Raw genomic sequence first — 20,213 nt, forward strand, 5'->3', positions numbered from 1 at the left:
GGGGGTAGCAGGCGAAAAAAAGCGGGAAGAGCCCGAAAGCCAATCCCGCTTTGTTGTATTGCATAGACGTTCAGGCGTCCTGCTTAGCCTTGTTTCTCGTCGTCGCCAGCAGTCGCTGGGTATGGACGGTTGACCCACAGGATCCAGTAGCGCGCCAGGTCGGCACGGCCATCGGCGCCTTGCACGGTTTCCAGGATCTTGATGGCTTCGTCCTTCTTGCCGGCCATCGCGTAGGAGTAGCCCAGGCGCAGCTTGGCATCTTCCGCGTTTTTCAGGCCGCCTTTGGCGATGCCGTCCTGGATCAGCTGGATACCCTTGTCATACTGGCCCATGGTCACGAACGCGTAACCAAGGTTGACCATGCCGGTGCCGTTCTTGGCCTTGCGGGCCGATGATTCGGTGGAGGCGATGTTCTTCATGTCGTCTGCGGCTTGCCTGTCAAGTTCGCCCTTCAGCTTCTTGATCTTGGCGTTCTGGGTCACAGCACCGTTGGCGATGCCGGCATCCAGGGCGGCCTTGCCTTCGATGAACTGGCCTTCGAGCTGGTCGACTTCGGCCAGTTCCACGTAGTCCTGTTCTTCCATCTTGGTGGTGGCCACTTTCTGCAGGCGAATGATGTCAGCCGAGAAGCGGGTGGAGTAGTTTTCCTTGCCGCGGGTGCGGTACAGCATGTCCGACCAGTAGCGGTCACGTGGATGCCAGCGCACCAGGCCTTCCAGCGCCGTCAGGTAGGTAGCCTTGTCCTTCAGGCGATGCGAGGCGTCGGCCAGCATGTGCAGCTCTTCGCGGGTCATTGGCTGGTTAGCCTTGATGCTGTCGTTCAGCTTCTTCAGCAGGTCGGCCTGCACGCCCTTGTAATCGCCCGATTCGAAGCGGATCGCCATGATCTGGCGCGCCACTTTCGGGTCGCCGGACAGTTCGCCGTACTTCTGCAGGTTTTCGATGGTCTTGGGGTAGTTCTTCTGTTCCTGGTAGTAGCCTGCCAGCGCTTGCGTGAACTTGGCCTTCTCTTCTTTCTCCAGGCGGCCCGAGGCCAGCACGTACTCCAGCATTTCGATCAGCTTGGGCTTGTCGCCCATGCCAAGGGCGGTGGCCAGGCGCATGCGGTTGATGAAATACTGCTCGTAGGAGGATTTGTTCGGCATTGCATCTGCCTGGTCCAGCAAGGCGTTCACTTCGCCATATTTTTTGGCATCCAGCAGAGGGGCCAGGATTTTGCTGTCCAGGAATTTAACCATCTCTTTGCGCACCGTCTCTTGTGGAGCCGCGGCAGCCTGTTTGTCTTGCGCGTGTGCGGTCTGGACCAGCGCCGGGACGGCGCCCAGGCCGATGGCTGCCAGCAGCAGGCCGATACGTGCGAAACGATGTTGGGTCATGGTATGTGATCCTTCTTGTGGTTGAGGCAAACGTCTATTCTCCCATAATTTCGTCATGGGACCGGTTTTCTGAAGTAGCCAATTGTAACGATTTATTATGGCCGGTCGAAAGCCGTGCCATCGGCCGCAAACAGCATGCAGCGCTCCGGCGGCAGGAACAGCGTGGCAGTTGCGCCGGGAGCTGGCAGCGGATGATCCTGTGCCAGTTTCACCGCCAGCGCCTCCGCCATGCCGCGCAAGGCCGCGTAAACGATTGACTGATCGCCAAGATACTCCACATGGCTGATCGCGACAGCGGCCGCATTGTAAGCTTCTTCCCGCAATTGCAGGTGTTCCGGACGCACGCCAAGCGTGACGCTGGCGCCGCGCTCGACCTCGCCGGGCAGGACCGCCACTTCGACGATGGCGCCGCCCGGCAGTAGCACCGCCACGTGCGTGGCGCCCACGGCCATCACTTCGCCCGGGATGAAGTTCATGCGCGGCGCGCCGAGGAAGCCGGCCACGAACAGGTTGGCCGGGCTGTTATACAGTTGCTGCGGCGTGCCTGCCTGTTCAACCTTGCCGCCGTTGAACACCACGATGCGCTGGCCCAGCGTCATTGCTTCCACCTGGTCGTGCGTCACATAGATGGTGGTGGTGCCCAGTTCCTTGTGCAGCCGGCCGATTTCCAGCCGCATTTGTACGCGCAGGCCGGCATCCAGGTTGGACAGCGGTTCGTCGAACAGGAACAGCTGCGGCTTGCGCACGATGGCGCGGCCAATGGCCACGCGCTGGCGCTGGCCGCCGGATAGTTCCTTTGGCTTGCGATGGAGCAGGTGGCCGATCTGCAGCGTGGCGGCGGCGCGTTCCACTGCCGCGCGCAATTCGGCGGCGGGCGTGCCGGCCAGCTTCAGGCCGAATGCCATGTTTTCATACACCGTCATGTGCGGGTACAGCGCATAGGACTGGAACACCATCGCCAGTCCTCGCTGGGCCGGCGGCACGCTGTTGGCGAGCCGACCGCCGATATGCAGTTCGCCGCCGCTGATTTCTTCCAGCCCGGCGATCATGCGTAGCAGCGTCGACTTGCCGCAACCGGACGGGCCGACAAACACGGTGAATTCACCGTCCGCGATGTCCAGGTTTATGCCCTGGATGACCGGGTCATTGTCGCCATAGCGCTTGGCGATATTGCGCAGCGAGACCGATGCCATGAATCAGGCCGCCTCGGGCACGGCGTCGCCGCCGGATCGCTCGCGCGACTCCATCGGAATGAACTGCGACAGGATGGTGACGGGGATGGCAGCCACCAGTACCCACAGGAAGAAGTTCTTGTAGCCCAGCGCCATCTGGATATCGCCGCTGATCCAGCGGAATAGTACAAAGCCCCCCTGCATCACGCCGGTAGAGAAGGCGTAGTGCGCCGTGGTGTACTTACCCGGCGCTACGACTTGCATCATGTACAGGATGACGCCGACGAAGCCAAAACCGTAGCCGAACATTTCCACGCTGAGGGCGACGCCGATCGTGGTCAGGTCGGTCGGCAGGGAGTGCGACAGGAAGTAGAAAACCAGGTTCGGCAAGTTCATCGCCAGGATGAGGAACAGGATGGCGCGGCGCAGCGACAGCCAGGAGGTGAAATAGCCGCCGGCGATGGAGCCGATGATGAAGGCGATAGTGCCGCTGGTGCCGTAGACGGCGCCTACTTCGGCAGTGCTCAGGCCAAGGCCGCCCGCCTCGCGCGCTTCGCGCAGGAACAGCGGGCCAATCGTCTGCACCTGCGCCTCGCCGGCACGGAACAAGATGATGAACAGGATCGAAATCAAGATGCCCGGTTTGCGGAAGTAGTCGGCAATCACTTCCACCAGGGTGCGCGCCACGCCGCCCACGGTATGGTCGTCCATGCGGGCGTTGGGGCTGAGGGGCAGCGCCCAGAGGTTATATGTGCCCAATGCGCACATCGTCAGGCCGAGGATGCCGAAGATGACGGTCCAGGCGGCGGTAACGCCCTGGGTCTTCTCCAGGTAGCCAGCCAGCATCAGCAAGCCGCCTTGTGCCAGGAATCGGCCGGCATTGAAGAAAGTACCGGTCCAGCCGGCGTATTGCGCCTGTGCCTTCTTGTTCAGGCTGGCGATGTACAGCCCGTCACAGGAAATATCATGGGTAGCGGAGGCGATCGACACCAGGAACAGCACGCCGATGCTGGCGCTGAGCCAGAACGGGAATTGCAGCGCGAGCGCCACCAGGCCAAGGCCCACGCCGCCGAACAGCTGCAGGCTGACCACGACCAGCTTTTTGCTGGACGCCAGTTCCAGGAATGGACTCCACAAGGGTTTGAAGATCCAGGCGCCGCCGAGGAAGGCCAGCCAGTGGCTGATTTCCGCGTTCGACATGTTCATGCTCTTCATCATCTGGCCGAAGACGAGCGCAATGGCGAAGTAGGGCAGGCCCTGCGCCAGGTACAGCGTGGGGATCCATTTCAGCGGGTTGTGGCGTGCGGCGTCCATCTTCTCTCCTTAAGCCTTAAGCAAAGCCGGGAACCGGGCAGCGGCCGGTGGCTTCAAGTTCGCCCGACAGCCAGGCGTTGACGGCTTCCAGTGCGGGAGCGGCGAAGCCATAGGTCATCAGGGCCGGGGACTGGATGTCCAGCGCCTGGTACGGGTTCCACAACGCCAGGTGCAGGTCCGGCTTCCAGTTGTTGCGGGCGTTGTCGCCGTAGCGCAGGCGCGATGTGGAGGCCAGCACGGTGAAGCGGCCATCCTGCGGCAGCGCCGACCAGTCAAAGGTGTTGGCGTCGGCGAAGGTGACCAGGTCCACGTCGTACAGCTTGCCCAGCGAAGCGGCCACGGTGGCTGCCGGTACGCCGGCTTCGGAAACGCCATCGCTGACCACATCCTGCCGTACCACCAGGCGCAGTTTGCTGCCCGGCGCGGGACGTTGCGGATTGCCGCGTGCTGTCAATGCGCGACGCCAGCCTTCGGCCATGATCACGCGGTCCGCGGCATCTTCCTTATAGGAGCGCTGCTGGCAAGGATAGGCTTGCGCCAGCGCGTTAAGGCGCGCCAGGCGTTCGTCGACAGCAGACTGCGACAGGGAACCATCGGCCAGCGCAGCCGCGATGGCGTCCAGGGTTTCGTTCTGGGTTTCGGTGGTGCCAAGCGCCATCACCATGTCGGCCCCGGCCAGCAAGGCGCGCACGGCGGCGTTGCCCACGCCGTAGCGGCCGGCGATGGCGTGCATGTCCATGCCGTCGGTGATGATAATGCCCTTGTAGTTCCATTGCTTGCGCAGGATGCCGTCCAGGATGGCCGGCGACATGGTGGCGGGATTATCCGGATCGATGGCAGGGTAGACGATGTGGGCGGTCATCATGGCCGGCGCCACCGGGGCGGCGGTGCGAAATGGCGCCAGCTCCAGCAGGTCCAGTTCCGGCAATGCCTTGTCGACGGTCGGCAGGTCGCGGTGCGAATCGACGTGGGTGTCGCCGTGGCCGGGGAAATGCTTGACGCAGCAGGCGACGCCTTCGGCATGGCTGCCGGCCATCCAGGCCATGGCCAGTTCCACCGCGCGTTTCGGCTCGGCGCCGAAGGAGCGCTCGGCGATCACAGGATTGTCCGGATTGTTGTTCAAGTCCAGCACGGGCGCGAAATTCCAGTTGAAGCCGAGCGACTTGGCGGCGCGCGCCACGGCAGCGCCGGTGCGGTAGGCCAGGTCGGCATCGTCGGCCGCGCCCAAGCCCATTGCCGCAGGCGGCGCCGGCACCCAGGTCGAACGCACCACAGCGCCGCCTTCCTGGTCGATGGCGATCAGCGCGTTCGGGCCCATGGCGTCGCGCAGGTCGGCGGTCAGCCTGGCCAGTTGCACGGAGTCGGTCATGTTCCCGCGGAACAGGCACACGCCGCGGATGCCGTTCGCGCGGATGAAATCGGCAGTCGCCTGGTCCAGCACCGTGCCGGGAAAGCGGATCATGATCAGTTGTCCCGCGATTTTTCGTAGTTCTTGTGTGCTCATTTGACTGCTCCGTCCATGCCGCGCATGAAGTAACGTTGGGTGAAAAGGAATGCCGCCAGTGTCGGCACTATGGTGATGATGGTACCTGCCGCGATCACGCGCGTGCTGCTGCCGAAGGTGCCGCGCAAATACAGCACGCCCACCGACAGCGGGAATTCGTCCGGCTTGCTCATGACGATCGATGGCCAGATGTATTCGTTCCATGCTTCGACGGCGGTCAGGATGCCGACTGTCGCCAGCCACGGGGCGATCAGCGGCAGCATGATCTTGCTGAAGATGGTCCATTCCGAGGCGCCGTCGACGCGGGCAGCATCGACCAGGTCTTGCGGCACTTCCTCGAAAGCCTGTTTCAGCAGCAGGATCGCGACCGCATTCACCACGTTAGGCAGGATCACGCCCGAGCAAGTGTCGACCAGCCCCAGTTCCGTCACAGTGATGAAATTGACCAGGAAGTTGACTTCGGACGGCAGCACCATGGTCGCGACGATCAGGCCGAATACCAGCTTCTTGCCCCTGAAGTGCAGGCGCGCCAGCGGGTAGGCAGCCATGGAGCACAGCACGAGTTTCCACAGCACGGTGCAGGCCGTGATCAGGATCGAGTTTTTCAGGAAGGACCAGATCGGGATGACGCGGAATACCTCGGCGAAGTTCTCCAGCGACGGCTGCCTGGGCCAGAAAGTCGGCGGGTAGGAGAAGATATTGCCTTCCGTGGACAGCGCCGTGACCAGCGTCCACCAGAACGGAAAGATGCACAGCAGCGCGATGGCGGCCAGCAGCAGGTATTGTGCGGTCTTTTTCATCGGTGCTTTGGCTTCAGGTAGCGCAGGCAAAGCAAGGCGATGCCGATGCAGATCAGGGAAACGATGAAGCTTGCCGCCAGGGCGCGCGGCAGCTTCAGGTGCTTGAGTCCCTGGTCGTAGGCGTAGTACAGGGCGGTGAAGGTGGAGTTCATCGGCCCGCCCTGGGTCAGGACGTCCACTTCCTGGTAGGCCTTCAGCGCGCCCAGCACGGAAAGGATGGTGCAGACCATGATGGTCGGGCGCAGCATTGGTACCGTGATATGCCAGAAGCGCTGCCAGCGCGAGGCGCCGTCGAGAATCGCCGCCTCCTGCATTTCCTGTGGCACCGATTGCAGCGCGGCCAGGTACATCACCATATACCAGCCAAGGCCGCGCCACAACGTGACGAACATGATCGCGGCCAGCGCAAAAGTATCGTCCTGCAGCCAGCCGATGCGGGTGCCGAGAATGTAATTCAGCGCGCCCTGTTCGTGGAACATGAAACCCCACATGATGCCGACCACCGAGACAGTCGTCACCACAGGCACGTAATACGCGGCGCGGAACATCTTGACGCCCGGGAGCTGGTTGTTCACCAGCACAGCCAACGTAATGGCGCCGAGCTGCACGCAGGGCACGATCAGCAGGAAAACCAGCGAGTTTTTCAGGCCGGTGACGAACATCTCGTTATTGAAGATGTAGCGGAAGTTGTCCAAGCCGGCCCAATGCGTCGGCCGCACCAGCGAGAAGTCGGTGAACGCCAGCACGGAGCCGAAAAGCACCGGCCAGAACGCAAAGACGGCCAGCAGCACCAATGCCGGTGCGAGAAACAGCCAGGCAGCCAACGAGCGCTTCATTGTCCGTCCCTTACAGCTAACAAGTCGGGGTCAGGTCTGGCAATCGGACACGGGCTCAACCGTAGGCAGGGCCTACGGTTGAGCCCGTGTCCGATTGCCAGACCTGACCCCGACTTTATTAACGCAAGCTTGCGGTTCCAGATGGCGACTGCGGCGTTGAGCGCTTGCTGGATATCCTGGCGGCCGGTGACGCCGGCTTCGACTGCCTTCACCAGCGCGCGCCGCAGTTCGTCGTAGTCTTCGATGCCGGCCACGTACATCGTGCGGGAATAGGGCATCGATACGGCGCCGGCGGCAACGGCTTTTTCCGCTGCGCCAGCATTCGGCGGCACGGCGGTGAAGAAGGGATCATTGGCAGCCTGCGCCGAGGCTGGAAACACGCTGGCCTGGCGCGCGAATTCAAGCTGGTTCGCATCGCTGGTGAGGAAGCGGGCGAACTTGCCGATGCCGGGCAAGTCCGCCGCTGGCACACGGGCCGGCACGCCAAAGTGGATCAGCCAACCGCCGTCGGCGATCCCGGTCGGCCCCAGCGGCGCGGGCGCCACATCGGTGTGGGCGTAGACTTCGCGCGCATCGGCCTGGATGCGCTTCAACGCCGTCGGCGGCGCCAGCAGCATTCCCAGGCGTCCGCTCTTATAGGCCTCCACCGCAGGCGGGAAGTTATCCTCGGCAAACAAGCCATCCTTCAGCAGGCCTCCAGCGCGATAGGTCTCGGCCAGCTTGGCGACAAAGGCGACGTGCGCAGGCGTGTTGAATACCGCCCGTCCGCCAGCCAGTACCGGAAGGCCTTGCTGCAGCATCAGGCCATCAACCTTTGAAAGGGCGGGGCACAGGCCGGCCTTGCCGGTACGCTGGGCGATCTGGCGCGCGAACGCGAGCTGTTCATCGAGATTGCGCGGCGCGTGTGGAATGCCGGCGGCGCGGAAGATCTCGCGGTTATAGGCGATCACAGCGACATTGCTGTACATCGGGAAGCCGTAAGTCTTGCCCGAGAACGAAAGATCGCGCAAGGTGCTTTGCAGATAGCGTGCGCGATCGGCGCCCAGCAGCGGATCGACAGGCGTCAACAGCCCGTCGCGCGCGAACTCCTCGGCCCACGGCACGTTCAGGTTGACCAGCGCCGGCGGCTTACCCGCCACGATGCGCGTGACCAGCTTGGTCTGGATGATGTCCCAGGGGAAGTCGACCCATTCGAGCTTGACGCCGGGATTTGCGGCCTCATAGCGCTGTACCACGTCCTCGAAGTAGGGCGTGAAGCGCGGCTTCATGCTGAAGGTCCAGAACTCGATATGCTGCACCGGCGCGGCGAATGCGGCGCCGGCAACGGCCATCAATGCAGCAAGCAGGAGTCTGTTCTTCATTGATGGCCGCGCGCAAATCAGTGGGTCTTGGTGACTTTGTTCAGGTGGCGCGGACGATCCGGGTCCAGGCCGCGCGCTGCGGACAGCTTGGCCGCCATCACGTAGAAGGCCTGGATCGCAACAATCGGGTCGAGATCCGGCGTGGCCGCAACCGGCAAGGTCAGGTCGCGCGTTGCCACGTCCTCCGGCGCCGCCAGCAGCACGCGCGCGCCGCGGCCGCGCATTTCTTCCGCCAGTGCCAGCAAGCCAGCCTGGGTCGGGCCGCGCGTTGCGAAGATCAGCAGAGGATAGCCTTCCTCGATCAGCGCCATCGGGCCGTGCTTGATTTCCGCGCCGGAGAAGGCTTCCGCCTGCAGGGCCGAGGTCTCCTTGAATTTCAGCGAAGCCTCCAGGGCGACCGGGAAGCTGATGCCGCGCCCGACCACCATGATGTTGCGGGCCGGGGCCAGGACTTCAATGGCCGGCGACCAGTCCACATTGCAGGCTGCGCGCAGTGCATCCGGCAGGGCCGCCAGGCCTTCCAGCAGGTCCGGGTCGTTCTGCCAGTGCGCAACGAGGCGCGCGCCGGCGACGAGGGACGTGATGAAGCTCTTGGTGGCGGCCACGCTCTGCTCCTTGCCAGCGCGCAGCGGCATGGCCCATTCGGCGCTGTGCGCCAGCGGCGATTCAGCGTCGTTGACCAGTGCTACGGTGGTCGCGCCGCCGTCGCGGAAATAGCGGATTGGTTCTACCACGTCCGGGCTCTGGCCGGATTGCGAGACCGACACCACCAGCGTATCGCGCGTGATCAGCGGCGATTTGTGCAGCGTCACCAGGGACATTGGCAGCGAAGCGACCACCCGCCCCAGGCGCGACATGATCAGGTAGGCGATGTAGTTGCAGGCATGGTCCGAGCTGCCGCGCGCCACCGTTAGCGCGGAGTTGAACGGCGTGCTCCTCAGTTTGCGGCCCAGTTCCGCGTAGCGGTCGGTGTCGTTCGCCAGCTGCTGTTCCACGCAGTCGGCGGCAGACAGGGCTTCTTTAAGCATCATTGAGGTCACAACGTTCTCCTTCGATATAAACGGCTTTCAGTTTCAAGTCCCGGTCCATCACGACCAGGTCGGCATACGCGCCGCGTGCCAGGCGGCCGCGGTCCTGCAGGCCGAGGTAGTCGGCTGCATGGGTGGAAACTCGTTTGGAGGCGTCGGCCAGGTCGAGGCCCAGCCCGACCAGGTTGCGCAGCGCCTGGTCCAGCGTCAGCGTGGAGCCGGCCAGGGTGCCGTCGGGCAGGCGCACGCCGCCCATGCATTTATGGACGATGTGGCGGCCCAGCATGTATTCGCCGTCCGGCATGCCGGTGGCAGCCGTCGAATCGGTCACGCAATACAGGCGCGGGATGGCGCGCAGCGCGCCCTTGATTGCGCCCGGATGCACGTGCAGGAGATCGGGAATCAGCTCGGCGAATTCGGCGTGCGCCAGCGCGGCGCCGACCATGCCGGGCTCGCGGTGGTGCAGGCCGCTCATCGCGTTGAACAAATGGGTGAAGCCGGTGGCGCCGTGGTCCAGCGCCGCCACGCCTTCCTCATAGGAGCCCAGCGTATGGCCGATCTGGACGCGCACGCCGTGGTTGGCCAGGTCGCGCACCAGTTCCAGGTGGCCCGAGATTTCAGGCGCCACGGTGATCACGCGCATCGGCGCCAGCGTTTCCAGTCGATGGACTTCTTCAATGGTGGCGGCGCGCGCAAAATTTGGCTGCGCCCCGAGCTTGCCGCTATTGATATAAGGGCCTTCCAGGTGAGCCCCCAGCACGCGCGCTTCGCCCTTGCCGCGCTGGCGCACGGCCTTGCCGATGGCGGCCAGCGCCACGTCGATGTCTTCCGGCGGGGCCGTCATGGTGGTGGCCAGCATGGAGGTGGTGCCGTGGCGCGCGTGGATTGCCGCAATGGCGTGCACCGCATCGCCGCCCTCCATCACGTCCTTGCCGGCGCCGCCGTGCACGTGCAGGTCGATGAAGCCGGGCAGGATATAGTCGTCGCCGTTCGCTGCCGGGTCGGTGCTGCTGCCCGTGACGTCCTCGATCCGCTCGCCGAAGGAAATCGTTCCGTTCAGCCAGCCGGACGGTGTCAGGATATTGCCTTTGATTGCCTCGTTCATCGACGCGACTCCGCTACAAATTCATAATAGTCACTCCGGCAGTAGGAGTGGGTAAGTTCTACCGCTGCGCCGCTTTCCAGGTAGCTCACGCGCGTAATGTGCAGCATGGCGGTGCCGGGCGCGATATTGGCCAGGCGCGCCTGCTCGGCATTGGCATTGATGGCGCGGATATGCTGCAGCGCGCGCATCGGTACATTGCCGCTGGCCTCCAGGTAGCCGTACAGCGAGCCGTGCACCGTGCCGGGATCGGGCATGTACATGGCCGGAATGGTCGAGGTCTCGATCGCCATCACCACGTCGTCGGCCGTGCGCAGGCGCTTCAGGCGCGCCACCGGCATGTTCGGCGACAGGCCGAGCGACAGCAGTTCCAGCGGCGCCGCCACGCCGATCTCGCGCTGCAGCCAGCGCGAGCCGGCGGTAAAGCCGCGCTGGCGCAGCTCTTCCGAAAAGCTGGTCAGGCGCGACAGCGGCTGTTCCAGCTTGGGCGTGATGTAGGTCCCCGAACCGCGGCGGCGCGTCAGCATGCCGCGCGCGCACAGCATGTCGATCGCCTTGCGCGCGGTCACCCGCGAGATATTGAGTATTTCCGACAGCACGCGTTCGGAAGGCAGCGCCTCGTTGGCGCGCCAGTCGCCGCTTGCTATGCCATCGGACAGCTTGTTTGCCAACTGCATGTACAGAGGGGTGTCGCTGTCGGCGTCAGGCCGGAAATCGCTCAACTGGGATAGCACGGGCTACTCCTTCAAATGTTGTTGGATCAGGCGCAGGCCACCCGCGGCCGAATCGCCCCTGGGTGGAACAATCCGCTGCAGCAGGGCAGGCGGCAGGAAAGCGCGCAGCGGCTCACCGAGGCCGCCGCACAGGGCGATCGGCAAGGTGCCGCTCGGGTCCAGGCCATGGGCGATCAGCGCCACCTGCTGGCCAGCTTCGGACAGGATGCCGCGCGCGGTCGCATCGCTTTCCCCAAATTGCAGCACGATGCGAGCCAGTTGCGCAAAGGCGGTCTGGTTGGCATTTGCCAGCCAGACCTGGATGCGGTCACGGCTGCCTCCGCACGCCTCGGCCACCGCCTGCGAGAAGGCGCTGCCCCGGACCCGGCCGTCGACCACTTGCTGCACATGGTTGATCGCCTTCATGCCGATCCATGCGCCGCCGGCTTCGTCGCCGGAAGGGAAGCCCCAGCCGCCCACTTCATGGCGCGCGCCATCGGCATGCAGGATTTCGCCCACGCTGCCGGTGCCCAGGGCGATGATGGCGCCCGGCTGGCCTTCGTGAGCGCCGAGCACCGTGGTAAACGCATCGGTTTCCAGCGCCACCGCGGCAAAACCGGGATTGGCGGCCACGAAATTGGCGGCCCACTGCTTGTTGTGCACGCCGGCCAGCCCCAGCCCGATCGCAATGTGTTCGCGCGCCGGTTGCGTCACGCCGGCCGCTTCGAAGGCGCGCCCCACGGCTTCTTCAACGGCAGCCCATGCATTCTTAATGCCGTGCAGCAGGGCAGATGGACCGGCTTGGCCTTCGCCCAGCAACTGTCCGTCGGCCCGCGCCAGGCGCACCCGTGTGCCGCTGCCGCCGCCATCGACGCCTATCAGGAATTCGATCATTTTTTCAAGGGATGAAAAGAACTGTGGCGACTATATGAGGAGCACACCAGCTTGTCAACAGGTATTTAACTGGTATTGTTTAGGTCTGCAGCTAAACTCAGATTTTCAATCACAACTCTTTGATTTGTAATTGAAATTGTGCTGTCGCTAATGGTATGCACTTTGGTATGGACTGTGGTGCCAAAGTTGCAATATGGACGAAAAAAAGCCCGGCACGCTGGCCGGGCTCGGGAGAAAAGCTAATCGCTGCCGGCGCCTCAGGCGTCAGCAGCGATTTCGTCAATCATTCGGCGTGGGCGCCACGACGGTCGACCGTCAGCACACGCTGTTTGTCGGAAATCAATTGCTGGCCCTGGGCTGCGACCTTGCCTTCCACATTAACCGTGGCGTTGCCTGGACCGCGTACATTGACTTCTGCCTGCTTGGCCAGCATGTCGCGTGCATCAAGGCTGCCCGAGCCTGTGAGCTGCGCGTTAAGCGTGCCAGTCCAGCCGCGCAGCTGCACGCCGCCAGGGCCGCTCATCGTGACCTTGACGTCCTTGCACTCCGGTTCGGCCTTCAGGTCGCCCGAGCCGCGCACGTCGGCATCCAGCGAATCGCTTACCTTGCTCAGGTAGATATTGCCGGGGCCCTTGCTGCGCGCAATTGCCTTGGCTACCCGGAGCTGCTTGGCATCGAGGTCGCCGGAACCGCTGACGTCCGCGCTCAGGGTCTCGCTGCTGCCGGACAGGTTCATGCCGCCGGGGCCGCTCAGGCTGACGCGCGTATTCTGGGTTTGCAGGCCGCGCGCTTCCAGGTCGCCGGAACCGTGCACCTCGGCGTCGAACTTCCTGATCTGGCCGCTCAGGCAAGCGCTGCCCGGCCCATTCAGCATGGCGCTGACGTTTTCGACCTGCATGCCGCACGCTTCCAGGTCGCCCGAGCCGGAAATCTCGACGCGCAGGTCGCGGCTGCTGCCGCGCAGTTCGACCGAGCCGGGGCCGCTCATCGCTGCGTTCACTTTATTGGCGCGCACGTCGCCTGCTTCCAGGTCGCCGGAGCCGGACAGCACGGCATTCAGGTCGCCGGTAATCGCCGGCGCACTGACGTCGCCAGGGCCGCTCATGACCAGGTTGACGTTGGTGGCCCGCATACGGTGCAGGTGCATGTCGCCGCTGCCGCTGGCCTTGACGGTCAATTCGGTGGCGGTGCCCGAAGCGCTGACGTCGCCCGGGCCGGTGGAGATCAGCTTCAGTTCAGTGCTGTCCACGCGTTCCAGTTCCACGTCGCCGCTGCCGCTGTTGCTCAGGGCTTTCAGGCCCTTGGCGCTGATTTTCACGATCACCGGTTCGCGCTGTTTGCCGAAGCTGAACACCCAGTGGTTGCGGCGCAAGGGCCGGACGTGCAGGGTATCGCCCTGGACCACGGTTTCCAGCTGTTCGACCTGGCGTTTCGGTCCGCTGACTTCCACTGCAGGCTCGCCCTGGGCGTTGATCAGCACCTTGTAGGGGCCGTCCACCTCGATGCGCGAAAAAGCCGTCACCGGGCGGTTCTCCCGGGTCGGCGTGACATCGGCCTTCTTTTCGCTTTCCGGAGGGCTTGCGTGCAAGGCCGTAACGCCCAGCGCGATCAGGGAAGCAGCGGCGCCGTAGGTGATCAGCTTATTCATTTTGATTGTCACTGTTCAGGATTGGTGATGCTGCAACGATAGGCGAATCGGCGCCGCCGCCGGGCCGGAAAAAGACAGACGCGCAAAAACGAGGAGCCAACTGCATTTTTCCGATACTGAAATGCACACGGTACCGGGCAAAAAGTTGTGATTTCGCCTTGAAATGTCATAATGCTCGTCAGGAGAGACACTTATGATCAAGTACTTGGGAACCAAAAAGACCGACCAGGGTGGAACGGTATACATGTTCCTGATCAATGGTTTGCAAAAGGAAGTCCGCGAGGGTTCCCTGAAGCAATACCCTGGCTGCTATGAAGCGTTGCCTCCCTCGGCCAAGGCCAAGATCAGTGCCAACCGCGCCTGGTTCCAGAAGTTGTAACTGATGCGTCGATTGCGCTTCCTCACGGCGGCAGGCGTGCTCGCCGCCAGCCAGGCGACGCAGGCAGCGCCGCCTTCCCACTTCGGCGACGTGCTTGGCAATGGCCTGCTATGCCGCGACCAGACCTCCAACCGTTATTATTTCGACTATCTCAGCCAGTATTTCGGGCGGCCTTACAAGCGCGAGGGCGGGGCCTACTGGTTCCGTACCAATGACGCGATCCTGTGGGGCTTTCCCGTGCTGGAAGTGATGATCAGCGACGAGAGCTTCCCCTACAGCTTTGTCGGCGCCGTGACCGACACGACGCCGGAGGAGCTTGAAAAGGCCATACTTCGCCAGGACGGGCAGGCCTATGCGAAAATCGACACTTCGCGCTACCCGGTGCGGGAGTCCAAGCCGGGCAGCCGCATCGTCTATTTCAACACGCGCTCCAAGATATACTGCGCCAAATTCAAGCAACTGCCGCCCGCGCTGCGCTAAGCGCCCACCATGTACACGCAATACTTCAACCTCAGACAGCAGCCGTTCTCGATTGCCCCCGACCCGCGATACCTGTTCATGAGCGAACGGCACCGCGAGGCGCTGGCGCACCTTCTGTATGGCGTGGGCAGCGGCGGCGGCTTCGTGCTGCTGACCGGCGAGATCGGCGCCGGCAAGACCACGGTGTGCCGCTGCTTCATCGAACAGATTCCGGCCGACTGCCGCCTGGCCTATATCTTCAATCCCAAGCTGACGGTGGAGGAACTGCTGCAGTCGGTGTGCGATGAATTCGGCGTGGCGCCGGAAGGGGCGAGCGTCAAGTCCTATGTGGATGCGGTCAACAGCTACCTGCTGGAGTCGCATGCGGCGGGCCTGAATAATGTGCTGGTGATCGACGAGGCGCAAAACCTGTCGGCCGACGTTCTGGAGCAGCTGCGCCTCCTGACCAACCTGGAAACGAGCGAGCGCAAGCTGCTGCAGATTATCCTGATCGGCCAGCCGGAACTGCGCCAGATGCTGGCGCGCCCAGAGCTCGAGCAACTGGCGCAGCGCGTGATCGCGCGCTATCACCTGGGGCCATTGTCCGAGGCGGAAGTAGGCAGCTATATCCGGCACCGGCTGGCAGTAGCTGGCGCTGGCGCGGTGGAGCTGTTCCCGCGTGGCCTGCTGCGGCGCATCCACCAATTAAGCAAGGGCGTGCCGCGCCGGATCAACCTGTTGTGCGACCGGGCTTTGCTTGGCGCCTACGTTGAAAATCGCGCGCAGGTCAATGCCGTCATCCTGCGCCGCGCGGCGCAGGAAGTGTTTGCAGGCGAGAGCGCTCCAGTCGGGGCGCGGGCGTGGCGCGTGGCTGCAGCCGGAGTCTTGGCGGGGGCTGCGCTGACAGCCGCCGCGGCCTGGCAGCTGATGCCGTCGGTGCGCTCGCCGTCCGCTACGGGGGCCGCCGCCGCGCCGCGTGCACCCGCTGCCGCGCAGGCTGCTGCCCGTGCCTCTCAGGCGGCTGGCCGCGTGACGCAGGTCTCCGCCGCAAGTTCCGCTTCGGCCGCTGCCACGGCGCCGCAAGGGGCTGCATCGCCAGCGACCCTCGTCGCGCCAAGCTGGCTGACGATGGATGCCGCCCTGGGACAACTGGCGGCGAAGTGGGAAGTGGCATTGTCGGAAGGCGAAGGCTGCGCCGAAGCTTCCCGGCACAACCTGCGCTGCATGCAAGGCAAGGGCGGCCTCGAAGAAATCCGCAATCTCGACCGCCCCGCCATCATCAAACTGCGCGACGGCGATTCGCTGCCGCGCAATGTCCTGCTGACGGCCATCGACGGCAAGAGCGCCACGCTGGTTGGAGCGCGCGGCAGCGAAACGGTCTCGCTCGACGCCCTGGACGCCCGCTTCGACGGCACCTTCACCACCTTCTGGCGCGCGCCGCGCTCCTGGCGCGAGGAAGTCAGCGAAGGCGATAAAGGCCCGGACGTCGACTGGCTGGCCCGCCGCCTGGCACAAATAAACGGGGTCAAGAAACCGCGCGAGAACCTGCCACTAGCCGGCGAAACTTTGCGATACTTGCGCGAGTTCCAGCTTGCCCAGGGTTTGAAGGCCGACGGTGTGGCGGGACCGCGAACTTTCATCCGCCTGTCGCAGCCGGGCCGGGAGACCGAGCCGCACCTGTTGGCCAAGGCGGGTAATTAACATGTCCTATATTCTCGAAGCACTCAAAAAAGCGCAGGCCGAACGCCAGATCGGCAGCACCCCGACCATCCACGCACCCACGCTGGCCAGCGTGCCGGCCGGGCAGGGGGCGCGCAGCAGGCGTACGCCGGTGATCGTGGCCATGGCCCTGATGGCAGCCGCCATCGCCGGCCTCGCGACGATGCTGGTGCGCCAGCAGCCGGCCGCGAGCCAGCAGCCCGCCGCAAGCGCGCCGGCTGCCGCCGCTCCGGCCGCGGGTCCAGCGGCCGCCAACGGCAGCGCCACGCCTGTGGCCACGGCTTCCGGCCCGGGCGGCAACGCCTACAGTGCACCGGCAGCTCCTGCAGTCACCGTTGCCGGCGCCACCCCGGCAGCGCCGGCCGCAGCGGTCACCGCAAGCCAGGCGCCAGCACGCCCAGGAGAAGCGCCTCCTGCACAGCAAGCTCCCGGCCAGCCAGCGGCCAACCAGCGTGCTGCCGACGCCCACGTCGCCGCTGCGCCACCCCCCGCCCACGCCGCGGAGGCGCCCCGGTTGCCCGCCCAGAAGCAAGCCGGAAACGCGGCCCGCGGTGCAGACGTGACGCAGGCGGTCCCGGTCGCAGCGCAACCGCAGGCTGCAGTCCCGGCGCCAGCGCCGGCAGAAGAACAGGTGCAATCCCTGCGCGAGCTCCCTGAACCAATCCAGCGCGCCATCCCCCAGATCACCCTTGGTGGCTACATGTATTCGAAAAATCCCGCCGATCGCCTGCTCCTGATCGACAAAGTGCTGCGCAGGGAGGGCGAGGAAGTGGCCCCCGGCCTGATCCTGGACAAACTCCAGCCCAAGCAAGCCATCTTCAGCTTCCGCGGCTACCGCTACCGGGTACCGCTATGAGCAGCAAGCAGAACGTCGTCGGCGTCACCGGCCCCTCGGGCAGCGGCAAGACCACCCTGATCGAGTACCTGGTCACCGAGCTGGCCGCGCGCGGCTGGAAAGTCAACGTCATCAAGCATAGCCACCATGACTTTGAGCTCGAGCCGCCAAGGAAAGACAGCGCCCGTTTCCGCCATGCCGGCGCCGCCGAGGTGATGATCGCCTCGCCTTATCGTTTCGCCATCATCCATGAACTGCGTGGAGCCGAAGAACCCGGCGCCGACGAGCAACTGGCCCGCCTGCAGCCCGCCGACCTGACCCTGGTGGAAGGCTTCCATGCATGGCAAATCGACAAGCTGGAAGTTTACCGCGCCGTCGCCGGCCAGCCGCCGCGTTACCTCGACGACCATACGATTGTCGCCGTCGCCTCCGACCAGCCCGCCCCGGAAGGCCTGCCGCCCCGCCTGCAATGGCTCGACCTGAACCGTCCCGACACCGTTTTGGCCTGGTTAATCAAAAAAATCCCGCGCCAGACCTAAAGTTCGCCAAATCCCATCCGTAAATCTGGATAGATATCAGTGGGAGGTTTAAATGGATGCGATGAGCATTGCAAAGCTGGCAACAACAATGGCCGATACGAGCAATCGTACCGAGGTTGGTTACGCCGTGTTAAAAAGAGCAATGGACGTGCAAGCCTCCAGCGCCCAGGCCCTGATCGAAGCGATTCCGCCAGCGACGCCTGCCGCCAACCTGCCATCCCACCTCGGCCAGAACATCAACACGACCGCCTGAACGCCGGTCGCCAGACCTCGCGCAGGCCGCAACGAACCCGCCGCACCGGCACCGGTGCCAGCGGGTTTTTTTTATGGTCTAATCGCAGACCTGCAAACCTACAGAGGAGACCCCGCATGAAAAACCGTCAAGCCCTGATCGCCGCCGCCCTGGCCACCGTCTGCGCCGCTACCGGCACCGTTGCTTCCGCCGCCCAGGACAAGCCAGCAGCGGAAAAAGAAAAGTGCTACGGCATCGCCAAGGCTGGCCAGAACGACTGCGCCACCGGCACCCATGGCTGCTCCAACCAGGCCAAGACCGACAATATGGCAGGCGAATGGAAATTCGTCGCCAAAGGCACCTGCGAAAAAGCCGGCGGCAAGACCGCTGCGCCAGCTAAATAATCAATGACGCAACACGCGGTGGCGCGGGGAGCAGGCATTGGATTGCGGGCGCCGCACTACCGCCAGTTCCTCGAGCAGCGGCCACGCGCCGCCTGGCTTGAAGTCCACACTGAAAACTACCTCGACCAGGCCGGCGGCGACTTCCACGTATTGCAGGAACTGAGGCGCGACTACGCGATCAGCCTGCACGGCGTAGGCCTGGGCCTCGGTTCGGCACGCGGTTTCAGTGCCGGCCACCTGGAGCGTGTCGTGAGCCTCGCCCAGCGCATTGAACCGGCGCTGGTCTCCGAACACCTGTGCTGGGGCGCCGTTGTCGACCGCCACCTTAACGACCTGCTGCCGCTGGCGCTGAACCACGCCGCGCTCGACATGATGGCCGAGCGGGTAGGACGCATGCAGGACGCCCTTGGGCGCGCCATCCTGCTCGAAAACGTTTCCAGCTTCGTGCGCTTCGCCGACGACGCAATGAGCGAAGCAGAATTCCTCGCCGCGCTCGCGCGCCGCACCGGTTGCGGACTGCTGCTGGACGTGAACAACCTCTACGTCAACCAGTTGAACCACGGCGAAGACGCCATGGCGGCGCTGCAAGCGATCGCCCCCGGCACAGTCGGGGAAATCCACCTCGCCGGACACCTCGTCACACCCGATGCCGTGGTTGACCATCACGGCGCCGTCGTCGCCGATTCGGTCTGGCGCCTGTACGAAGCAGCATTAAGCCGCTTCGGCGCCGTCCCCACGCTGATCGAATGGGACACCGATATCCCGCCCCTGGAAGTCCTGCTTGGCGAGGCCGCCAAAGCAGCTGCGATTGCCGAACACTTCCCGCCTCCTGAGAAAGTCGGCTGGCGCACCGGGAGCCGGAGCGGGCAATGCCTGCCGGTCGGCTGCGATGCATTGGCCGCGCAGCAGCAAGCATTTTCCGACGCCTTGTTCTCGCCTGCTGCCGAGGCCACGCTACAGCTCAGGCACGGCGAACGCTTCGGCCTGTACCGAGGCAACCTGGCTTCGACCTGGACCAGGGCCCTGGCCGCCGCTTATCCTGTGATTGCGCAACTGGTGGGCGCAGAATTCTTCGCCGCCCTGGCGCGCGAATACGGCCGCGCCCACCCTTCCGACAGTGGAGACCTGAACCGCTTCGGCGCACACTTCGAGCCCTTCCTGCGCAGCTTCGAGCACGTCAAGGATTTGCCCTACCTTCCAGACATGGCGCGCCTGGAATGGCAGCTGCACCGCATCCATTACGCGCGGCACGAGCCCGCGCTGCAGGCGAAGGACATCAACCCGCAAACGGTGGAGGGTCAAAGCTTCCCCTGGCAGCCTACCGCCAAGCTATTTGAATCGGAATGGGCAGTCGTGCCCCTCTGGCTGGCCCATCAGGGCATGCCATTCCCACGGAAGATGGACGAGCCAAGCCGCGCGCTGCTCAGCCGCCCCGAATGGACAGCCCAGGTCACGCTGCTGCAAGTGCCGCAATACGCAGCGCTGCAGGCGTTAAAAGAAGGGAAGGCATTCGGCGCCGCGCTGGACGCCGCCTTTGCGCTGGATGAGAACTTCGACGTTGCCGCCAGCCTTCAGCAATGGCTGCGCCAGCAAATCCTAGTGAAACGCCCGCATTAACTTGTCTTCGCCGGACGAATCCCGGTAAAGCAGGTTGGCGCGGTGGGTGGTTTCGATCATGCGCAGGAGCTGCGCATCTTCACACCGTTCCAGTTCCTCGTTCGCTGCCTGCAAAGCCTGGGACAGTTTGGCGCGCGCCGACTGGTACAGCACGCTGGTGTAATGATCGGTATTCTTGAGCAGCTCTTCGGCATTCTCGATGACCTGCCGCAGGTCGCCGATCAGTTGTTCCTGGGACTGCGCTTGCTTCTCGTCGGGACCATCCATGGAGCTAACCCTCC

The 20,213-nt window shown here is 64.1% G+C and carries 21 protein-coding genes; 8 read left to right on the forward strand and 13 right to left on the reverse strand.

Annotated elements, in window-relative coordinates:
* Positions 1-83: 83 nt before the first annotated feature.
* The 12 genes from ACN9MW_RS09710 to ACN9MW_RS09765 form a co-directional block, all read right to left on the reverse strand.
* The gene (locus ACN9MW_RS09710; RefSeq protein ID WP_426170306.1) at positions 84-1,376 is read right to left on the reverse strand and encodes a tetratricopeptide repeat protein; all 1,293 of its coding nucleotides are present in this window, start codon (positions 1,374-1,376) and stop codon (positions 84-86) included.
* Positions 1,377-1,471: 95 nt separating this feature from the next.
* Positions 1,472-2,569, reverse strand: coding sequence for an ABC transporter ATP-binding protein (locus ACN9MW_RS09715; RefSeq protein WP_426170307.1), 1,098 nt, complete (start codon positions 2,567-2,569; stop codon positions 1,472-1,474).
* Between the two features lie 3 nt (positions 2,570-2,572).
* On the reverse strand, positions 2,573-3,862 hold the full coding sequence (locus tag ACN9MW_RS09720; protein WP_426170309.1) for an MFS transporter: 1,290 nt from the start codon (positions 3,860-3,862) through the stop codon (positions 2,573-2,575).
* A gap of 16 nt (positions 3,863-3,878) precedes the next feature.
* Positions 3,879-5,366 carry a glycoside hydrolase family 3 N-terminal domain-containing protein gene (locus ACN9MW_RS09725; protein WP_426170310.1) on the reverse strand — a complete coding sequence of 496 codons (1,488 nt, stop codon included), beginning with the start codon at positions 5,364-5,366 and terminating at the stop codon, positions 3,879-3,881.
* Positions 5,363-6,166 (reverse strand): carbohydrate ABC transporter permease, encoded by an 804-nt coding sequence (locus ACN9MW_RS09730; protein WP_426170312.1) that lies wholly within the window; start codon positions 6,164-6,166, stop codon positions 5,363-5,365. The genes ACN9MW_RS09725 and ACN9MW_RS09730 overlap by 4 nt, the downstream gene beginning before the upstream one ends.
* Entirely contained in the window at positions 6,163-7,002 is an 840-nt protein-coding gene (locus tag ACN9MW_RS09735) for a carbohydrate ABC transporter permease (RefSeq protein ID WP_426170313.1), read from the reverse strand. The genes ACN9MW_RS09730 and ACN9MW_RS09735 overlap by 4 nt, the downstream gene beginning before the upstream one ends.
* Entirely contained in the window at positions 6,999-8,363 is a 1,365-nt protein-coding gene (locus ACN9MW_RS09740) for an ABC transporter substrate-binding protein (protein ID WP_426170314.1), read from the reverse strand. The genes ACN9MW_RS09735 and ACN9MW_RS09740 overlap by 4 nt, the downstream gene beginning before the upstream one ends.
* Before the next feature lie 17 nt (positions 8,364-8,380).
* A complete protein-coding gene (locus ACN9MW_RS09745; protein ID WP_426170316.1) occupies positions 8,381-9,394 on the reverse strand; it encodes an SIS domain-containing protein in 1,014 nt (337 codons plus the stop codon).
* Positions 9,384-10,496 carry an N-acetylglucosamine-6-phosphate deacetylase gene (gene nagA, locus ACN9MW_RS09750; protein ID WP_426170317.1) on the reverse strand — a complete coding sequence of 371 codons (1,113 nt, stop codon included), beginning with the start codon at positions 10,494-10,496 and terminating at the stop codon, positions 9,384-9,386. The genes ACN9MW_RS09745 and nagA overlap by 11 nt, the downstream gene beginning before the upstream one ends.
* On the reverse strand, positions 10,493-11,170 hold the full coding sequence (locus ACN9MW_RS09755) for a GntR family transcriptional regulator (RefSeq protein WP_426172167.1): 678 nt from the start codon (positions 11,168-11,170) through the stop codon (positions 10,493-10,495). Before ACN9MW_RS09755 ends, nagA begins: the two co-directional genes overlap by 4 nt.
* A 60-nt stretch (positions 11,171-11,230) precedes the next feature.
* A complete protein-coding gene (locus ACN9MW_RS09760; RefSeq protein ID WP_426170319.1) occupies positions 11,231-12,100 on the reverse strand; it encodes a BadF/BadG/BcrA/BcrD ATPase family protein in 870 nt (289 codons plus the stop codon).
* Between the two features lie 283 nt (positions 12,101-12,383).
* Positions 12,384-13,748 carry a GIN domain-containing protein gene (locus ACN9MW_RS09765; RefSeq protein WP_426170320.1) on the reverse strand — a complete coding sequence of 455 codons (1,365 nt, stop codon included), beginning with the start codon at positions 13,746-13,748 and terminating at the stop codon, positions 12,384-12,386.
* A gap of 193 nt (positions 13,749-13,941) precedes the next feature.
* On the opposite strand from ACN9MW_RS09765, the gene ACN9MW_RS09770 reads away from it, so the two are divergent.
* The 8 genes from ACN9MW_RS09770 (at position 13,942) to ACN9MW_RS09805 (ending at position 19,932) form a co-directional block, all read left to right on the forward strand.
* Complete coding sequence (locus ACN9MW_RS09770; protein WP_426170321.1) at positions 13,942-14,127, forward strand: hypothetical protein; 186 nt, start codon at positions 13,942-13,944, stop codon at positions 14,125-14,127.
* A 3-nt stretch (positions 14,128-14,130) separates the two neighbouring features.
* Positions 14,131-14,607 carry a hypothetical protein gene (locus ACN9MW_RS09775; RefSeq protein ID WP_426170322.1) on the forward strand — a complete coding sequence of 159 codons (477 nt, stop codon included), beginning with the start codon at positions 14,131-14,133 and terminating at the stop codon, positions 14,605-14,607.
* Between the two features lie 9 nt (positions 14,608-14,616).
* Positions 14,617-16,287 (forward strand): AAA family ATPase, encoded by a 1,671-nt coding sequence (locus ACN9MW_RS09780; RefSeq protein ID WP_426170324.1) that lies wholly within the window; start codon positions 14,617-14,619, stop codon positions 16,285-16,287.
* Between the two features lies 1 nt (position 16,288).
* Positions 16,289-17,161: a general secretion pathway protein GspB gene (locus ACN9MW_RS09785; protein WP_426170325.1), complete on the forward strand. Its 873-nt coding sequence runs from the start codon at positions 16,289-16,291 to the stop codon at positions 17,159-17,161.
* Positions 17,158-17,679: a molybdopterin-guanine dinucleotide biosynthesis protein B gene (gene mobB, locus ACN9MW_RS09790; RefSeq protein ID WP_426170326.1), complete on the forward strand. Its 522-nt coding sequence runs from the start codon at positions 17,158-17,160 to the stop codon at positions 17,677-17,679. Before ACN9MW_RS09785 ends, mobB begins: the two co-directional genes overlap by 4 nt.
* A gap of 52 nt (positions 17,680-17,731) precedes the next feature.
* A complete protein-coding gene (locus ACN9MW_RS09795; RefSeq protein WP_426170328.1) occupies positions 17,732-17,932 on the forward strand; it encodes a YjfB family protein in 201 nt (66 codons plus the stop codon).
* A 116-nt stretch (positions 17,933-18,048) separates the two neighbouring features.
* Complete coding sequence (locus ACN9MW_RS09800; RefSeq protein ID WP_426170330.1) at positions 18,049-18,315, forward strand: DUF2282 domain-containing protein; 267 nt, start codon at positions 18,049-18,051, stop codon at positions 18,313-18,315.
* 3 nt (positions 18,316-18,318) lie between these two features.
* The gene (locus ACN9MW_RS09805) at positions 18,319-19,932 is read left to right on the forward strand and encodes a DUF692 family multinuclear iron-containing protein (protein WP_426170332.1); all 1,614 of its coding nucleotides are present in this window, start codon (positions 18,319-18,321) and stop codon (positions 19,930-19,932) included.
* On the opposite strand, the gene ACN9MW_RS09810 is transcribed toward ACN9MW_RS09805, so the two are convergent.
* Positions 19,912-20,199 (reverse strand): DUF883 family protein, encoded by a 288-nt coding sequence (locus tag ACN9MW_RS09810; protein WP_426170334.1) that lies wholly within the window; start codon positions 20,197-20,199, stop codon positions 19,912-19,914. The two genes, ACN9MW_RS09805 and ACN9MW_RS09810, sit on opposite strands and share 21 nt — an antisense overlap.
* Between the last annotated feature and the right edge of the window lie 14 nt (positions 20,200-20,213).

This window comes from Pseudoduganella sp. R-34, assembly GCF_049904655.1.
Lineage (GTDB): Bacteria > Pseudomonadota > Gammaproteobacteria > Burkholderiales > Burkholderiaceae_D > Rugamonas.